Here is a 16688-nt window from a genome sequence, read left to right as displayed (position 1 = left end):
TTTGCCGTGCGGCCCTGTGCGTGCGGCGCCGCCGGAGCGCTGTCGGCGGGTGCCGATACGCTCGCGGGCATGGGTCTCACTACGTCAGCCGAAGCCCCGGTACCCGTCGGTGAGGTGTCGCGGCTCATCGGCGGGTGGATCGACCGGCTCGGTGCCGTTTGGGTGGAGGGTCAGATCACCCAGCTTTCCCGCAGGCCAGGGGCCGGGGTGGTGTTCATGACGCTGCGCGATACCTCGTACGACATCTCGGTGAGCGTCACCTGCTATCGCCAGGTGTTCGACGCCGTCGCCGATGTCGTGTCCGAGGGTGCCCGGGTGGTGCTCTTCGCCAAGCCGGAGTGGTACGCGCCGCGGGGGCAGCTCTCCCTGCGGGCGACGGAGATACGTCCGGTGGGCATGGGCGAGCTGCTCGTACGGCTTGAGCGGCTGAAGCGGACGCTGGGCGCCGAAGGGCTCTTCGACCACGACCGGAAGAAGCCGCTGCCGTTCCTGCCGCAGCTGGTCGGCCTGGTCTGCGGCCGGGCGTCCGCCGCCGAGCGCGACGTACTGGAGAACGCACGGCGGCGCTGGCCCGCCGTGCGCTTCGAGGTGCGCAATGTGGCGGTGCAGGGCGTGCGCGCCGTGTCGCAGGTGGTCCAGGCGGTTCGGGAGCTTGACGCGCTGCCCGACGTGGACGTGATCGTCGTGGCGCGCGGCGGCGGGAGCGTGGAGGATCTACTGCCGTTCTCGGACGAGCAGCTGATCCGGACGGTGGCGGAGTGCCGCACACCGCTGGTATCGGCGATCGGGCACGAACCGGACTCACCGCTGCTCGACCTGGTCGCGGACCTGCGTGCGTCCACACCGACGGACGCGGCGAAGAAGGTCGTACCCGACGTCGGCGAGGAACTGGAGCGGGTGCAGGCGCTGCGGGACCGGGCGCTGCGGATGGTGCGGGGACTCATCGAGCGGGAGGAACGGGGGCTCGCGCACGCTCTCGCCCGGCGTTCGATGGAGCATCCACACCGGATGGTGGAGGAGCGCGAGCATGAGACGGAGGCGCTGGCCGCGAGGAGCCACCGGGTGCTCGGGCATCTGCTGGACCGAGCCGAATCCGAGCTGTCGCACACCCGGGCCAGGGTGCTCGCCTTGTCCCCCGCCGCCACTCTGGAGCGGGGGTATGCGGTGCTCCAGCGTGCGGACGGCGCGGTGGTACGGGCGCCCGGCGAGGTCTCGTCGGACGAGGAACTGCGGGCCAGGGTCTCGGAAGGCGAGTTCACGGTCACTGTCGGACCCCGCACTTAGGGTGGAGCGCATGACGGCGAAGACGGACGAGGGCGCGGGCCTTGGAGTGGACGTGGAGGGGACACCAGGCATGGAGGGCTCGGTCGACGCGGCGGGCTCGGACTCGCCGGGGTACGAGCAGGCGCGCGACGAGCTGATCGAGGTCGTACGCCGGCTGGAGGCGGGGGGCACCACTCTCGAGGAGTCCCTGGCCCTGTGGGAGCGGGGCGAGGAGCTGGCGAAGGTGTGCCGTCGCTGGCTGGAGGGCGCTCGGGCCCGGCTGGACGCCGCCTTGGCGGATCGGCGGCCGGACGGCGCCGACGGGGACGACGAGGACGCCTCGGCGTTCTGAGCCCTCGAACCCGCACGAGATTTAGTTGAAAGTTGTGTGAATAGGCTCACGCGATCCGCGATTTAGTTGAAAGTTAACCCATCTCGGCCGTACGGTCGTCCGCGTACCTGACACCCCCTTGCACACCCGGAAGGTATGCCGATGTCTCTCGTACTCGACGCCGCAGCCCAGGACCTCCTGTTCCGCGAAGCCCGCACCGCCAACACCTTCACCGACGAGCCGGTGACCGAAGAACAGGTGCAGGCCATCTACGACCTGGTGAAATTCGGCCCGACGGCCTTCAACCAGACGCCACTGCGCGTCGTCCTGGTCCGCTCCGCCGAAGCCCGCGCACGCCTGGTGCCTCACATGTCCGAGGGCAACCGGGCCAAGACCGCCGCCGCTCCGCTGGTCGCGATCCTCGCCGCCGACAACGAGTTCCACGAGGAGCTGCCCGCGCTGCTTCCGCACTTCCCGCAGGCCAAGGACATGTTCTTCGCCGAGCGTCCGGCGCGGGAGCGCTCCGCCCTGCTGAACGCGGCGCTCCAGGCCGCCTACTTCATCGTGGGTGTCCGCGCCGCCGGCCTGGCGGCGGGCCCGATGACCGGTGTGGACTTCGCCGGGCTCCAGAAGGAGTTCCTGGACGACGACCACACTCCCCTGATGGTCGTCAACATCGGCAAGCCGGGCGATGGCGCCTGGTTCCCGCGCTCGCCGCGGCTGCCCTTCGACGAGGTCGTCACGACCGTCTGACAGGCCGCACAACGCCCCTCACGGCCATGGCACGAGGCCGCCGACACCCTGACCCGGGTTCGCCGGCGGCCTCCTCGCGCGCCCGCCTGACGCGGGTCGCGCTCCTGCCGTACGTGCGGCGAATGCCCTGCCGTACGCGCGGCGGTCCGCCCGCGCCGTACCCGCCCGGCCAGGTCCGGGCCCGTCAGGGCTTCCCGGTGTCCAGTGCCGCCGCCATCTCGGCGAGCCGCTCGAACGGCGCCGATCCGGTGACCACGGTGATGGAGCCCTTCTCGTCGGTCCGCACCAGCGCGTCGTACTTCGGCCCCTCCCAGCGCTCCCATGCCAGACCGGCGACCTGCTCGGTTCGCTCGGTCTTCTCCGCCCGCTGGGTCACGTCCGGGATGTACCTGCTCGCCGGAGCCGTGGACTGCTCGACGGCGACATAGCGCCCGTCCGGGTCCAGGAACCCGAGGTGCCACTGGTCGCCGCTCTGGCGCTTGTACGAGACCGACGTCGCCTTCCAGCCCTCGGGCAGCCCGATGGGCGCCGCCACCGGGTACGGCGCGGCCCGTCGCGCCGTCAGCAGCTCGACGCGGTAGTCGACCGCCTTGAGCGGATCCGCGCTGTCATCGCTCGGAACGAAGAGATAGACCACGAAAGCAGCCGCCAGCACCACCGCCAGCGACTGGACCATTCCTCGTACCGTCTGCTTGCCTCGCATACCTGCCACGGCACTATGGTCGCATCAAGGTTTAGCGCTCAAACGTGGGGCCCACTGCTCAATTTGTCGACGTACCGATAGAGTCACAGCACCCTCTCTTTTCCGGCCGTCGTCGTACAGGAAGGTGCGCTCCGATGACCGAGCACAATCTCCCGTCCCAGCTGGAGGTCTCCCCCGAGGCCCCCGACCGCAACCTCGCACTCGAACTCGTCCGGGTCACCGAGGCCGCCGCAATGGCCGCCGGCCGCTGGGTCGGCCGGGGCGACAAGAACGGGGCTGACGGCGCGGCCGTGAAGGCCATGCGGACCCTGGTGCACACCGTGTCCATGAACGGGATCGTCGTGATCGGGGAGGGCGAGAAGGACGAGGCCCCGATGCTCTTCAACGGAGAGCGCATCGGCGACGGGACCGGCGCGGAGTGCGACATCGCCGTGGACCCGATCGACGGCACCACCCTGGCGGCCAAGGGCATGCCCAACGCGATCGCCGTGCTCGCCGCCGCGGACCGGGGCACCATGTTCGACCCGTCCGCCGTCTTCTACATGGACAAGCTGGTCACCGGCCCCGAGGCCGCCGACTTCGTCGACATCAACGCCCCGGTCGCGGTGAACATCCGCCGTGTCGCCAAGGCCAAGAACTCCTCCCCCGAGGACGTCACCGTCGTCATCCTCGACCGGCCCCGCCACGAGGGCATCGTCAAGGAGATCCGGGAGACCGGCGCCCGGATCAAGTTCATCTCGGACGGCGACGTCGCGGGCGCGATCATGGCCGTGCGCGACGGCACCGGCGTCGACATGCTGATGGGCATCGGCGGTACGCCGGAGGGCATCATCGCCGCCTGCGCCATCCGGTGCCTCGGCGGCACCATCCAGGGCAAGCTGTGGCCCAAGGACGAAGAGGAGCGGCAGCGCGCCATCGACGCCGGCCATGACCTCGACCGGGTGCTCTACACCAACGACCTGGTCAGTGGCGACAACGTGTTCTTCGTAGCGACGGGTATCACCGACGGCGAGTTGCTGCGCGGTGTGCGCTACCGGGCGGAGACCGCGACCACGCAGTCCCTGGTGATGCGCTCCAAGTCCGGGACGATCCGCCAGATCGACTCCTGGCACCGGCTGTCGAAGCTGCGCGCGTACAGCGCCGTCGACTTCGACCGCGCCCAGTAGAGACGACGCTCAAGGTAGACGTCGCTCAAGAAAAGACGTACGGAACGGGCGTACGGAAAGGGGCGTCCTCATCCGCGGTCCACGCGGTGGGGGCGCCCTTGCCCTTTCCGTTCACGTCCACCCGTATCGCACGAAAGGCACTCGTGCCTGCCCCGGACGGAACGGCACTCGGTCAGGCCACCGAAGAAGCGGGTTTCTTCAGCTCGGTCTCGCGCCGCCTGCGACGGGCCAGCACCACACGGCGCTCGGCCGCGGTGAGGCCGCCCCACACCCCGTAGGGCTCGGGCTGGAGCAGTGCGTGCTCGCGGCACTCCAGCAGGACAGGGCAGCGGGCGCAGACCCGCTTGGCGGCCTCCTCGCGGGAGAGCCGCGCCGCGGTCGGTTCCTTGGACGGTGCGAAGAACAGCCCGGCTTCGTCCCGGCGGCACACGGCCGCCGTATGCCAGGGCGCGTCCTGATCTTCCCGAGCAGAGGTTCGCTGGGGCGGAACGGCGGCTACCTGCATGGGCTGATGCGGCAGTTGCAGCACGGTCTACTCCTGACGACTGACGACGGCTGGGCTGACGGCTTCGCGAGCGATCGAGCGAACGTCAAGCGATCGAGTGGGAGACGATGCAGCAAGGCCTACCCGCTGTACGCGCGCCTATGCACTGAGTTGCGCCGAGATCCGAGTGCGACGCCCGCAGATCCGCACCAGCCGCGCGGGCCCGACGCGCCCGCGCCCGTCGGCGCCGCCGAATCCCGGGTGCCGCCGAATCCCCAGGCGCAGTCAGCGGCCCAGGTGCCCGCGCAGCTTGCCGTGCAGATCGGTGACCCGCTTGCCGCGCTTCGGCTTGGCTTCCACGTTGCCGAACACGGAGTAGCCGTTGACGACCACCACCGGGGCCTGCGGGTCGGTGCCCTCCAGCGCGACCACCTCGAAGTTGCCGAGGATGCCCGTGCCGCCACCGCGCAGCGTGATGTTCTCCGGGACACGCACCTCGACGTTGCCGAAGACCGATGTCGCGTTGACGACCGTCAGCCGCTGCCCGAACATCGCCTCGGTCAGGTCGATCTCGACATTGCCGAAGAACGCGAAGGCGTTGGTCCGCGCGCCCACCCGCCAACGGCCCCGCCGGGTGGCGCTGGAGAACACGGCGACCAGGTTCTCGGCCGGGCCGCTGGGCATACCCGTGCCCGTGCCCTCGTCGTACGCCGTCCACGGTTCGGTGCGGGGCCGCGCCGCCGGCAGGTCCCGCACGATCGGCTCGAGTTCGCCCACGGTCTTGGCGCGGTAGGCCGCGTCGATGCGCTCGGTGTGCTCCTCCGGGTCGAGCCGCCCCTCGGCCAGGGCCTCCCGGAGGATGTCCGCGATCCGGTCGCGGTCGGCGTCCGAGGCGCGGATGGCACCGGCGCCCGCTTTGGCTCCGGCCGTCGCGTCCGCGCCGTTCTCGACGCCATGCGTGCCGGGGCTGCCGCCGGCTGGAACGACAGGCGGCCCGGACTGGACGGGGCCGGAGCCCGCTGATGCACGCTTCTCGAGGTCCACGGAGTCAGGGTAGCGAAACGCGATAGATCGCGACTAGGCCTACCGTTCGGATCAGGCCGTACGAGCGAGCCGGTTCCGGTAACGCGCCCTGCCACGGCTTCCGGGCTCCGGAGGGTCCGGGTCGCGCGGCGCGCCCGCCCCTGCGCGACCGCGCAGCCGACTGAGCCCTACCTCACAAGACCGGACTCGGACAGGCGCCTTACGCTTGTGGGCGCGCGCGCCAACGGAGGCCGCGCCGCAGTCTGCCGAGTGAGGAATGGCCGTCATGCCCAGCCCTGAGTTCCAGTACTCCGATCTGCTCCCGCTGGGAGAGGACACCACGCCGTACCGCCTGGTGACCGCCGAGGGTGTCTCCACTTTCGAGGCGGACGGACGTACGTTCCTCAAGGTCGAGCCCGAGGCGCTGCGCAAGCTGGCCGAAGAGGCGATCCACGACATCCAGCACTATCTGCGTCCGGCGCACCTCGCCCAGCTGCGCAAGATCATCGACGACCCCGAGGCCTCGTCGAACGACAAGTTCGTCGCGCTCGACCTGCTGAAGAACGCCAACATCGCGGCCGCGGGCGTCCTCCCCATGTGCCAGGACACCGGCACGGCGATCGTCATGGGCAAGCGCGGACAGAACGTGTTGACGGAGGGCGGCGACGCGGAGGCGCTCTCGCGCGGCATCTTCGACGCGTACACCAGGCTCAATCTGCGCTACTCGCAGATGGCTCCGCTGACCATGTGGGACGAGAAGAACACCGGCTCGAACCTGCCCGCGCAGATCGAGCTGTACGCGACCGACGGCGGCGCGTACAAGTTCCTCTTCATGGCCAAGGGCGGCGGCTCCGCCAACAAGTCCTTCCTCTACCAGGAGACCAAGGCCGTCCTGAACGAGGCCTCCATGATGAAGTTCCTGGAGGAGAAGATCCGCTCGCTTGGCACCGCCGCCTGCCCGCCGTACCACCTGGCGATCGTGGTCGGCGGCACGTCGGCCGAGTTCGCGCTCAAGACCGCGAAGTACGCCTCCGCGCACTACCTCGACGAGCTGCCGGACGAGGGCTCGGTGCTCGGCCACGGCTTCCGGGACAAGGAGCTGGAGGAGAAGGTCTTCGAGCTGACGCAGAGGATCGGCATCGGCGCGCAGTTCGGCGGCAAGTACTTCTGCCACGACGTCCGGGTGGTACGCCTGCCCCGGCACGGCGCATCCTGCCCGGTCGCGATCGCCGTGTCCTGCTCGGCGGATCGCCAGGCGGTCGCGAAGATCACCGCCGACGGCGTGTTCCTGGAGCAGCTGGAGACGGACCCGGCGCGCTTCCTGCCGGAGACCACCGACGAGCACCTCAGCGAGTCCGCCGAGTCCGCCGACGTGGTCCGGATCGACCTCAACCAGCCGATGGACGAGATCCTCGCCGAGCTGACGAAGTACCCGGTCAAGACCCGCCTCTCGCTTTCCGGCCCGCTGGTCGTGGCGCGTGACATCGCGCACGCCAAGATCAAGGAACGGCTGGACGCGGGCGAGGAGATGCCGCAGTACCTGAAGGACCACCCGGTGTACTACGCGGGCCCGGCCAAGACCCCCGAGGGCTACGCATCCGGCTCCTTCGGCCCGACGACGGCGGGCCGGATGGACTCCTACGTCGAGCAGTTCCAGGCAGCGGGCGGCTCCAAGGTCATGCTGGCCAAGGGCAACCGCAGCAAGCAGGTCACGGACGCCTGCGCGGCGCACGGCGGCTTCTACCTGGGGTCGATCGGCGGCCCTGCGGCCCGGCTCGCCCAGGACTGCATCAAGAAGGTCGAGGTGGTCGAGTACGAGGAGCTCGGCATGGAGGCGGTCTGGAAGATCGAGGTCGAGGACTTCCCCGCGTTCATCGTGGTGGACGACAAGGGTGCGGACTTCTTCCAGAACCCCGCGCCGGCGCCCACCTTCACCAGCATCCCGGTTCGGGGCCCCGGCCTGGGCTGACATCGGGCGACACCTCCGGTGAGCGCTTGCCGGGACCATGGGATCGCGGGAATACATGGTCCTCGGCAAGTGCTCAGCCTGCACAGGAGGTTTGGAGATGTCTGACCAGCGATACCGGATCGAGCACGACTCGATGGGCGAGGTGAAGGTTCCCGCCCACGCCAAGTGGCGGGCGCAGACCCAGCGGGCCGTGGAGAACTTCCCGGTCTCGGGGCAGCGCCTCGAACGCGCCCACATCGAGGCACTCGCCCGGATCAAGGCCGCCGCCGCCAAGGTGAACGCGGAGCTGGGGGTGCTCGACAAGGACATCGCCGAGGCCGTCCAGGACGCGGCGGCCGAGGTGGCCGAAGGGCGGTGGGACGAGCACTTCCCGGTCGATGTGTTCCAGACCGGTTCCGGCACCTCGTCCAACATGAACACGAACGAGGTCCTGGCGACGCTCGCCGGTGAGCGCCTCGGGCGCCCCGTCCACCCGAACGACCACGTCAACGCCTCGCAGTCGTCGAACGACGTATTCCCTTCCTCCATCCACATCGCCGCCACCGCGGCCGTGAGCCGGGACCTCATCCCGGCCCTGGAGCACCTCGCCGCGTCGCTGGAGCGCAAAGCCGCCGCGTTCGCCGGGGTCGTGAAGTCCGGGCGCACCCATCTGATGGACGCGACGCCCGTCACCCTCGGTCAGGAGTTCGGCGGATACGCCGCCCAGATCCGCTACGGCGTCGAACGGCTGCGGGCCTCGCTGCCCAGGCTCGCCGAGCTGCCTCTCGGCGGTACGGCGGTGGGCACCGGCATCAACACCCCGCCCGGATTCTCGGCGGCCGTCATCGCCGAGGTCGCTCGGGCGACCGGGCTGCCGCTGACCGAGGCCCGTGACCACTTCGAGGCACAGGGCGCCCGGGACGGTCTGGTGGAGACCTCGGGACAGCTGCGTACCATCGCCGTCTCACTCACCAAGATCGCCAACGATCTGCGTTGGATGGCGAGCGGTCCGCGGACCGGACTCGCCGAGATCGCGCTGCCCGACCTCCAGCCGGGCTCCTCCATCATGCCGGGCAAGGTCAATCCGGTCATCCCGGAGGCGGTGTTGATGGTGGCGGCGCAGGTGATGGGCAATGACGCGACCGTCGCCATCGCGGGGGCCGCTGGGAACTTCGAGCTGAACGTGATGCTGCCGGTGATCGCCAGGAACGTGCTGGAGTCCGTGCGGCTGCTCGCGAACGCGTCCCGGCTGCTGGCCGACCGCACCGTGGACGGCATCACCGCCGACGAGAAGCGTGCCCGTGAGTACGCCGAGTCCTCGCCCTCGGTGGTCACCCCGCTGAACAAGTACATCGGATACGAGGAGGCGGCGAAGGTCGCCAAGAAGTCACTCGCCGAGCGGAAGACGATCCGTCAGGTGGTGCTGGAGTCCGGGTACGTGGAGCGCGGTGATCTGACGCTGGACCAGCTGGACGAGACACTGGACGTGCTGCGGATGACCCATCCCTGAGGCGCCGGGGGACTGCGCCGGATGACTCCCGCCGCATCCACGGAGCAGCATCCCTGACGCACGCGCGGGGCCGGGCGGCTCCCCACCCGGCCCCGTGACCTGCACCGCAGCGCCCCACGGCCCATGGCTCTAAGATCTGCGCATGACAGGTACGGCAGACTTCCCGCACTGGGCGCCCGGGGACCACATCCTGTGGCGCTACCGCGGCAACTCCTCCGGTGACGTGCACATCTGCCGACCCGTGACGGTGGTCGAGGACACCGACGACCTGCTGGCCGTATGGATGGCGCCGGGCACCGAGTGCGTACGGCCCGTGCTCAGCGATGGCAGCCCGGTCCACCAGGAGCCGCTCGCCACCCGCTACACCGCGCCCCGCACCACGGCCCGCGCGCACTGGTCGGGCATGGGGGTGCTGAAGCTGGCCAGACGGCACGAGCCCTGGTCGGTGTGGCTCTTCTGGGACAGCGGTTGGCGGTTCAAGAACTGGTACGTGAACCTCGAGGAGCCGCGCACCCGGTGGGTGGGCGGGGTCGACTCGGAGGACCACTTCCTCGACATCTCCGTACGCCCCGACCGCAGCTGGCGCTGGCTGGACGAGGACGAGTTCGACCAGGCGCAGCAGTCCGGGCTGATGGACGCCCGGCAGGCGCTGCGGGTGCGGGCGGCCGGGCAGTCGGCCGTCGAGGTCATCCGTTCCTGGGGTCCGCCGTTCTCGGACGGCTGGGAGGACTGGCGGCCCGATCCTGGGTGGCCGATCCCCGAGCTGCCGGCCGACTGGAATCACGCGCCGGACTGCAGGTCGGCATGACGAGGCCGTGAGACCCTTGATGTGCCCCCGGGGTTCAAACGTAGGATCGTCCTCCGCAAGGCCACATCGCAAAGACGCCACAACGCCGCACCACATCGCAGAAAATCGCACAGCCGTCGCACAGCGACCGCACAATGGATCGGCAAGACGAATCGGCAACGACTCAGCACCGCACCGGAACTGACCGCAAGTCACCACGAGGGGGAGCAGACCGTGCTTGATGTGGGCCCGGATCTCCTTCTTTTTGTCGACGCCCCGCCCGGAGTGGGTAGGGGATACATCAAAGGCCCTGGGATGTCGGCGCCCGGGGCCGTGGGGACACCCACAGCGGCACCCGAGACGCCATGGCCCGGCTACCCGACGTGTCCGGCACGATCCGGAGAACCGGCCCTGACCTCGTACCACCGGCCCGGACGGACGGAATCCCACGCGTGACGGAGCATCCCACCTCCCATGAAGGCCGGCAGCCCCTCGCTGCCCGGTCTCAGGAGCGCACCCGGCCACGGCACGAGGCGGGCACGCACCCGGCCACGCCGTCGGGCGGGAACGTGCCCGCCCAGTCGCCGGCACCGGCCGCCGCAGCCACGAGCCCGGCCGCATCGACCCAGCAGGGGGCTGCCTCCGACCAGGCCGCATCGGCGCCCCAGGGGGCATCCACGCCTCAAGCCTCCTCAGCGCCGTCGGCCTCTTCCTCCGCGGCGGCTTCCGCGTCCGCCGTCCCGGGCCAGGCGCCCGCGCAGGGCCCGCTCTCCGCGCCGGGACCGACCGGCGTACCCGCGCCTCCGAGCCCGCCGCAGGACGGGGCCGGTGCCGCCCGGCGCGAGGGCGACCGGCTGCGGTTCGTGGGCGCCGCGACCCGCCGTATCGCACGCGGGATCGACCTGGACGAGATCGTGCTCGGGCTGTGCCGGGCGACCGTGCCGACGTTCTCCGACGCGATCCTGGTCTATCTGCGCGACCCGCTGCCGGTCGGGGACGAGCGGCCGGTCTCACCGTTCGTGCTGCGTCTGCGGCGTACCGACCGGCTGCGTTTAACCGACGAGGACACGGAGAACGCGCTGGTCACCAACACCGTCCAGGTGCCGGTGCTGAATCCGCAGGCCGACCTGCCGGTGGCGGACCTGTGCGAGGTGCAGACCGGTGGGGCGCTCGCCGAGGTGCTGCGGGGTGTGCGGCCCGTCTTCGGGGACTCCGCCGCGGCCCGCGCCGCCCTGCCCGAACTGCTCGGCGACGGCCGGACCCTGCCGACGGGCCATCGCGCGATCCTCGCGCCGCTGCGCGGCAGGCGCCGGGTCACCGGAGCGGCGATCTTCCTTCGTCGGCCCGACCGCCCGGCCTTCGAACCGAACGACCTGCTGGTGGCCGCCCAGCTGGCCACCCACACCGCGCTCGGCATCGACAAGGCGGTGCTGTACGGGCGCGAGGCGTACATCGCCGACGAACTCCAGCGCACCATGCTGCCCGAGGGGCTCCCCCAGCCGACCGGTGTGCGGCTCGCGTCGCGCTATCTCCCGGCGGCCGAGACGGCTCGGGTCGGTGGTGACTGGTACGACGCGATCCCGCTGCCGGGCAGCCGGGTGGCGCTGGTCGTGGGGGATGTGATGGGCCATTCCATGACCTCGGCCGCGATCATGGGCCAGCTGCGCACCACGGCCCAGACCCTCGCGGGTCTCGACCTGCCCCCGCAGGAGGTGCTGCACCACCTGGACGAGCAGGCCCAGCGGCTGGGCACCGACCGCATGGCGACATGTCTGTACGCGGTGTACGACCCGGTCGCACACCGGATCACCATCGCCAACGCGGGCCATCCGCCGCCGATACTGCTCCACCTCGGCGGCCGGGCGGAGGTGCTCCGGGTGCCCCCGGGTGCGCCGATCGGCGTCGGCGGGGTGGATTTCGAGGCGGTCGAGCTGGACGCACCCGCCGGAGCCACGCTGCTGCTCTACACGGACGGTCTCGTCGAGTCCCGGCTGCGGGACGTGTGGACCGGGATCGAGCAGCTCAGGGAACGGCTGGCGGCGACCGCCCAGCTCACAGGCCCCGACCACTCGCCGCCGCTCGAGGCACTCTGCGACGACGTGCTGGACGTGCTGGGTCCCGGCGACCGCGATGACGACATCGCGCTGCTCGCCGCCCGCTTCGACGGGATCGCGCCGAGCGATGTCGCCTACTGGTATCTGGAGCCTGAGGAGCGGGCGCCCGGCCGAGCCCGCAGGCTGGCCCGCAGAGCACTGGCCCGTTGGGGTCTTGAGGAGCTGTCCGACTCGGTGGAGCTGCTGGTCAGCGAGGTGGTCACCAATGCCGTGCGGTACGCGGAGCGGCCGGTGACACTGCGCCTGCTGCGCACGGACGTGCTGCGCTGCGAAGTCGGCGACGACTCACCGCAGTTGCCCCGACAGCGGCGGGCGCGTGACACGGACGAGGGCGGTCGTGGGCTGTTCCTGGTGAACCGGCTGGCCAGACGGTGGGGCGCGACCCGGCTCTCGACCGGCAAGGTGGTGTGGTTCGAGCTGCCGGCACGCTGCTGACGAGGGAACGCGAGGACGGGGGCGGGGCCAGGCGCTGATGCGCCTGGCCCCGCCCCCGTTCGGACTTCCGGACTTCTTCGGCTTCCGGGCTTCGTGTGTGCGGTCCGCTATCCCGACTTCGGCGGCTTGCGGTCACCGGTGCCGGTGCTCGTGCCGTCACCGGCCCCTCCGTCGTCGGTGCCGCCGTTGTCACTACCCGTGTCGGTACCGCCGTTGTCACTACCCGTGTCGGTGCCGCCGTTGTCACTACCCGTGTCGGTGCCGCCGTTGTCGCTTCCGGTGTCGGTGCCGCCGTTGTCACTACCCGTGTCGGTACCGCCGTTGTCACTACCCGTGTCGGTACCGCCGTTGTCACTACCCGTGTCGGTACCACCGTTGTCGCCCGGGTCGCCCGGACGGTCTTTGTCCCGGGGCTTGTCGCCCTTGTCCTTGTCCTTGTTCTTGTCCTTGTCTTCTTCCTTGTCCTTGTCCTTGTCCTTGTCGCTCGGCTCGTCGGACGGCTCGGGATCGTCGACGACCAGGTCAGGGACATCGAGGTCGAACTGCTCGTCGGAGCCCCCGCCGAGGGCGTCGGACGTGTACGCCTGCCAGACCAGCGCCGGTACGCCACCACCGTTGGCGCGGCCCTCGTTGATGGTGTCGGTCAGCGTGACCTGCCCGGTGCCGTCCGGCTTCTCGCCGAAGAGCCCGACAGCGGTGACGAGTTCGGGTGTGTAGCCCACGAACCACGCCGACTTGTTGTTCTCCGACGTACCGGTCTTACCCGCCGCCGCGTAGTCGCCCTGAGCGTTGCGGCCCGAACCGTTCTTGACGACGCCGATCATCGCCTTGGTGACGCTGTCGGCCGCCTCCTGGCTGAGCACCCGCTCCCCGACCCCGTCCTTGACGTGGATCTCGCCGTCCGCCAGTTCCTTGTTCTTCGCGGACTTCACGATCGAGGGCGTGACCTGCCTGCCGTGGTTGTCGAAGGTCGCGTACACCCCCGCCATGTCCCAGGTGGATGCGCCCATGGTGCCCAGGGACATCGCGGGCTGCTCGGGCCAGCCGTCGCCGTCCTGCATCCCCAGAGCGAGCGCCGTCTGCTTGGTCTTCGACGGGCCGACGTCCACGATCATCTGGGCGTAGACCGAGTTCACCGAGCTGTTGGTGGCCTTCTGGACGCTGATGCGGCCGTAGTCCTTATCGTCCTCGTTCTCGGGGGCGAACGGCACGTCACTGCCTTCGACGGGCCGCTTGCTGGTGCCGTCGTAGCGGGTCTGCAGCGTGATCTTCTCGCCGTCCTGGGTCTCGGCCCCGTTCTCCAGCGCTGAGGCGAGCACCACGGGCTTGAAGGTCGACGCGGGCTGGTAGTCGCGGCGGGTGGCGTTGGACAACCAGTGCTGGGTGGCGCCGATTCCGCCGTACATCGCCACGACATGGCCGGTCTTCGGGTCCACGGAGGTCGCTCCCGCCTGCACGGTCGCGTCGAGCTTGTCACTCTTGCGGTCGAGCTTGGCCTCCAACTGCTTGTCGACGGCCTTCTTGAGCGCTTCCTGCTTCTTCTGGTCGATGTTGAGCGTGATGGTCCAGCCACCGGCCTCGATCTGCTCCGGGGTGACCTGGTACCGCTTCTCCAGCTCGGCCTTGGCCGCGGCGACGAGATAGCCGGTCTGGCCCTCCATTCCGGGCGCGGGCTTGGGCTCCTTGGGTACGGGGAACTTCAGGGCTGCCCGCTTGGACGCGTCGAGCCAGTCCATCTCGACCATGTTGTTCAGGACGTAGTTCCAGCGGTTCTGGACCGCCGTCTTGGCCTTCGGGGAGGCGACCGCCCAGTCGAACTGGCTGGGCGCCTGGAGCAACGCGGCGAGATAGGCGGCCTGCTCGACCTTCAGATTCTTGGCGTCCACCCGGTAGTAGGCCTGGGCGGCCGCCTGGATGCCGTAGGCGTTGCGCCCGTAGTAGCTGGTGTTGATGTACCCGGCGAGGATCTCTTCCTTGGTGCTTTCCTGGTCCACCTTGACGGCGATCACCAGCTCCTTGAGCTTGCGGGTGATCGTCTGGTCCTGGGTGAGGTAGTAGTTCTTGACGTACTGCTGGGTGATGGTCGAACCACCCTGCTTGCCCTTGCCGGTGACGGTGTTGAACACACCGCGGGCGATGCCCTTGAGGTCGATGCCGGAGTCGTCGTAGAAGGACTTGTTCTCGGCTGCGACGAAGGTCCGCTGGACTTCCGGGGTGAGGTTCTCCAGCGGGATGATCTCGCGGTTGACCTCACCGGTCCGGGCCAGGACCTTGCCGTCGCTGTACTTGTAGACGTTGCTCTGGAGCCGGGCTTCCTCGTTGGGCGTGGGCACCGGGACCAGCCAGTAGACGATGAGGCACGCCGCCATCGCGGCGAGACAGAGGCCGAGGAAGGTCCCAAGGACCTTCCTCCAGGTGAAGAAGCGGCGTATGCCGCCCTTCTTCACGGCCCCCTTGTTCGTGGCCCGGCGCGCCCCGCGCTGCCGGGCCCGTCGCGCTTCCGCTCGGCCCATCGCCCCGTTGCTCCGCTCTTCCTCGTCGTCAAGCCCGTTCAGCTCGTTCGGCTGGCCCGGCTGGTCCGGTTCGTCTCACTCGTCCGACTCGTGAAGGTCGTCAAGGTCGTCGAGAAAATCAGCTCAGAAAGCTAGCACCGCTCCTCATGACAAAGAGCACGTCATCCGGTCTTTTCCGGACGTGAGAATCAGCACCCGCCTCAATGGAACCGACTCACAAGTGGTGCGCGAGGTTGCCGAGTCAGATAATGTGCAATCACATTGATAGCGAGACCGGGCGCTCCGGCGACCGGGGGAACGGGGGGACGAACATGCCCGCGACCAGCACATCCCTGGCGACGGACGCTCCCGAGATACCCGAGCCGCAGGTACGGGAGTTCACAGCGCACAGCATCGGCGGCGGACTGGCGCTGCCACTCGGACTCGCGGGCCTGGCGCTCGGCGTCGGACTGATCTTCACCGGAGCCGCGGCCACCGGGGGCGGCGCGAAGGCGGCTCTCGTCGTGCTCGGCGTACTCCTCATCACCGCGTCCTTCCTCGCGATGGCCGGGCTGAACATGGTGGCGCCGGGCGAGGCACGGGTGGTGCAGCTCTTCGGGCGCTACCGCGGCACCATCCGCACCGACGGGCTGCGCTGGGTGAACCCGCTGACCTCGCGGGAGAAGATCTCGACCAGGGTCCGCAACCACGAGACCGCGGTCCTCAAGGTCAATGACGCCTACGGCAACCCGATCGAGCTCGCCGCCGTGGTGGTCTGGAAGGTCGAGGACACCGCGCAGGCGCTGTTCGAGGTGGACGACTTCCTGGAGTTCGTCTCCACCCAGACCGAGGCGGCCGTACGGCATATCGCCATCGAGTACCCGTACGACGCTCACAACGAGGACGGGCTCTCGCTGCGCGGCAACGCCGAGGAGATCACCGAGAAGCTCGCGGTCGAACTGCACGCACGGGTGGAGGCCGCGGGCGTGCGCATCATCGAGTCCCGCTTCACGCACCTCGCATACGCCCCCGAGATCGCCTCGGCGATGCTCCAGCGCCAGCAGGCCGGGGCCGTGGTCGCCGCGCGCCGGCAGATCGTGGACGGTGCGGTGGGCATGGTGGAGGCGGCCCTGGCAAGGATCGGCGAGGAGGGCTTCGTGGAACTGGACGAGGAACGGAAGGCGGCCATGGTGTCCAACCTGATGGTGGTGCTCTGCGGGGACCGCGCCGCTCAGCCGGTCCTCAACACGGGCACCCTGTACCAGTGACCGACCCCAGGACGGGGCACGACGGGCCACCGGAGCGCGAGGAATCGGCGCGCAGCGGACCGGACCGCGGCAAGCCGGCGCCCGGTGGGCCCGCACACGGCGAATCCCGGCCCGGGCGGGGCAAGCCCGAGCGCGGCAGGCCTGAGCGCAAGCAGGTGCTGCTGCGTCTCGACCCGGTGGTGTACGAGGCGCTGGCCCGCTGGGCATCCGACGATCTGCGCAGCGCCAACGCGCAGATCGAGTTCCTGCTGCGACGGGCGCTTGCGGAGGCGGGACGGCTGCCGGGCGGGGTCCGGCCGATCCCGCCTCGGGGGCGGCCTCCGAAGTCACGCCCCGAATCGGAACCGTCCTGATTTCAGCGCTGATGAGCGCGCAGGCAGACCACCGCCCTCAAGGCCAGGAGGCGCTGGT

14 protein-coding genes are annotated in these 16688 nt (G+C 69.8%); 10 read left to right on the top strand and 4 right to left on the bottom strand.

The window, feature by feature from the left end:
- Positions 1-69: 69 nt before the first annotated feature.
- From xseA to V1460_RS05840, 3 genes are all read left to right on the top strand, one after another.
- Positions 70-1284, top strand: a complete 1215-nt coding sequence (gene xseA, locus V1460_RS05850; RefSeq protein ID WP_338672552.1) for an exodeoxyribonuclease VII large subunit — start codon at positions 70-72, stop codon at positions 1282-1284.
- Positions 1285-1354: 70 nt separating this feature from the next.
- Positions 1355-1615 (top strand): exodeoxyribonuclease VII small subunit, encoded by a 261-nt coding sequence (locus tag V1460_RS05845; protein ID WP_338677919.1) that lies wholly within the window; start codon positions 1355-1357, stop codon positions 1613-1615.
- A 141-nt stretch (positions 1616-1756) separates the two neighbouring features.
- Entirely contained in the window at positions 1757-2347 is a 591-nt protein-coding gene (locus V1460_RS05840) for a malonic semialdehyde reductase (RefSeq protein WP_338672551.1), read from the top strand.
- Between the two features lie 184 nt (positions 2348-2531).
- Here V1460_RS05840 and V1460_RS05835 read toward each other — a convergent pair whose 3' ends face one another.
- Complete coding sequence (locus tag V1460_RS05835) at positions 2532-3059, bottom strand: DUF4245 domain-containing protein (RefSeq protein ID WP_407077407.1); 528 nt, start codon at positions 3057-3059, stop codon at positions 2532-2534.
- Between the two features lie 125 nt (positions 3060-3184).
- Between V1460_RS05835 and glpX the strand changes: the two genes are divergently transcribed.
- Entirely contained in the window at positions 3185-4216 is a 1032-nt protein-coding gene (gene glpX, locus V1460_RS05830) for a class II fructose-bisphosphatase (RefSeq protein ID WP_338672550.1), read from the top strand.
- Positions 4217-4388: 172 nt separating this feature from the next.
- Here glpX and V1460_RS05825 read toward each other — a convergent pair whose 3' ends face one another.
- Together V1460_RS05825 and V1460_RS05820 are read right to left on the bottom strand one after the other, a co-directional pair.
- Positions 4389-4745 (bottom strand): WhiB family transcriptional regulator, encoded by a 357-nt coding sequence (locus V1460_RS05825; RefSeq protein ID WP_338672549.1) that lies wholly within the window; start codon positions 4743-4745, stop codon positions 4389-4391.
- A 240-nt stretch (positions 4746-4985) separates the two neighbouring features.
- Positions 4986-5744 carry a DUF1707 domain-containing protein gene (locus tag V1460_RS05820; RefSeq protein WP_407077406.1) on the bottom strand — a complete coding sequence of 253 codons (759 nt, stop codon included), beginning with the start codon at positions 5742-5744 and terminating at the stop codon, positions 4986-4988.
- Positions 5745-6009: 265 nt separating this feature from the next.
- Here V1460_RS05820 and V1460_RS05815 point away from each other — a divergent pair, with 265 nt between their 5' ends.
- The 4 genes from V1460_RS05815 (at position 6010) to V1460_RS05800 (ending at position 12517) form a co-directional block, all read left to right on the top strand.
- Positions 6010-7692: a fumarate hydratase gene (locus V1460_RS05815; protein ID WP_407077405.1), complete on the top strand. Its 1683-nt coding sequence runs from the start codon at positions 6010-6012 to the stop codon at positions 7690-7692.
- A 55-nt stretch (positions 7693-7747) separates the two neighbouring features.
- Positions 7748-9181 (top strand): class II fumarate hydratase, encoded by a 1434-nt coding sequence (locus V1460_RS05810; RefSeq protein ID WP_407077595.1) that lies wholly within the window; start codon positions 7748-7750, stop codon positions 9179-9181.
- A gap of 142 nt (positions 9182-9323) precedes the next feature.
- Positions 9324-9989 (top strand): DUF402 domain-containing protein, encoded by a 666-nt coding sequence (locus V1460_RS05805; protein WP_338672546.1) that lies wholly within the window; start codon positions 9324-9326, stop codon positions 9987-9989.
- 431 nt (positions 9990-10420) lie between these two features.
- Positions 10421-12517, top strand: coding sequence for an ATP-binding SpoIIE family protein phosphatase (locus V1460_RS05800; protein ID WP_338672544.1), 2097 nt, complete (start codon positions 10421-10423; stop codon positions 12515-12517).
- Positions 12518-12624: 107 nt separating this feature from the next.
- Here the strand turns inward: V1460_RS05800 and V1460_RS05795 are convergent, their stop codons facing one another.
- On the bottom strand, positions 12625-15030 hold the full coding sequence (locus V1460_RS05795; protein WP_338672543.1) for a transglycosylase domain-containing protein: 2406 nt from the start codon (positions 15028-15030) through the stop codon (positions 12625-12627).
- A 311-nt stretch (positions 15031-15341) separates the two neighbouring features.
- On the opposite strand from V1460_RS05795, the gene V1460_RS05790 reads away from it, so the two are divergent.
- Entirely contained in the window at positions 15342-16277 is a 936-nt protein-coding gene (locus V1460_RS05790; RefSeq protein WP_338672542.1) for an SPFH domain-containing protein, read from the top strand.
- A gap of 155 nt (positions 16278-16432) precedes the next feature.
- Complete coding sequence (locus V1460_RS05785; RefSeq protein WP_338677916.1) at positions 16433-16630, top strand: hypothetical protein; 198 nt, start codon at positions 16433-16435, stop codon at positions 16628-16630.
- Positions 16631-16688 lie beyond the last annotated feature (58 nt).

It is taken from the genome of Streptomyces sp. SCSIO 30461 (genome assembly GCF_037023745.1).
GTDB lineage: Bacteria > Actinomycetota > Actinomycetes > Streptomycetales > Streptomycetaceae > Streptomyces.
The sequence above is the reverse complement of the archived record's forward strand: the minus strand, read 5'-3'. Positions and strand labels throughout refer to the sequence as shown.